Origin of the sequence: Vibrio sp. 1562, from assembly GCF_033340155.1 — a bacterium.
Taxonomy (GTDB): Bacteria; Pseudomonadota; Gammaproteobacteria; order Enterobacterales; family Vibrionaceae; genus Vibrio; species Vibrio alginolyticus.
In genome coordinates, this window is the sequence record NZ_JAWOVY010000320.1 from 1 (window position 1) to 713 (window position 713).

1 pseudogene is annotated in these 713 nt (G+C 48.8%); it reads left to right on the forward strand.

Going from position 1 to position 713, the window contains the following annotated elements:
* Positions 1 to 713: pseudogene (locus R7Z49_RS24945) on the forward strand (hypothetical protein); the annotation flags it as partial.

A 713-nucleotide genomic window follows, 5' to 3' on the forward strand; every position in this document is an offset into this window, starting at 1 on the left:
CGTGGTGTGTTAACCGAGTCTAACTGCGATAAGAGCTTCTTTAGCTTGGCGCTAGGCATCGACATCAATACGCTTGCGCCATCGATTGGTCAAATTTGGACAGAGATAACTCAGCCACAATACCAATGTGCGCTACTGAGCCAAATGCAAAAAGACATGGGCGGACAAAACCCGGCGGCAGCGGTGAGCATGGGCTCTGGCATGCTGAATGGGTTGAAAGGGTTGAGCATGCAACTGTTCGATCTGAACATCAATCCTGATGCACAGTTTGGCGAAGTGTTTAGCCAAATGGATGGCATGTTTACTCTGTCTGCGAAAGATCCAAACATGTTGATTCAAACTGCGCAAATGCTAGTTCCTGAATTGGCGCAGCTTCAACTGCAACCAGACAACCAACCTGTGAACGTAAGTGACTTGTTAGAGATGCACACTGGCATGAAGATGGACGTGTTTGCACGCTTAAATGGCAGCCACCTAACGCTATACAGCGGCGAGTACGCGGCAGAAGCAAGCAAGGACGTGATGGCTCAAGAGTTGAAGCCAAACGGTTTGTTGAGCTTTAGCATGGACTCAGAGCGTATTCTGGAAGTGTTAGAAAAAGCATCAATGGCGACAGGCCAGCCTCTTCCTGAAGACGTGCTAGTGAGCTTCCAAAACGAGCTAACGGGTGGCATGAAGATGGACGTTACTGACAAAGGCATCGGTTTTGAGTT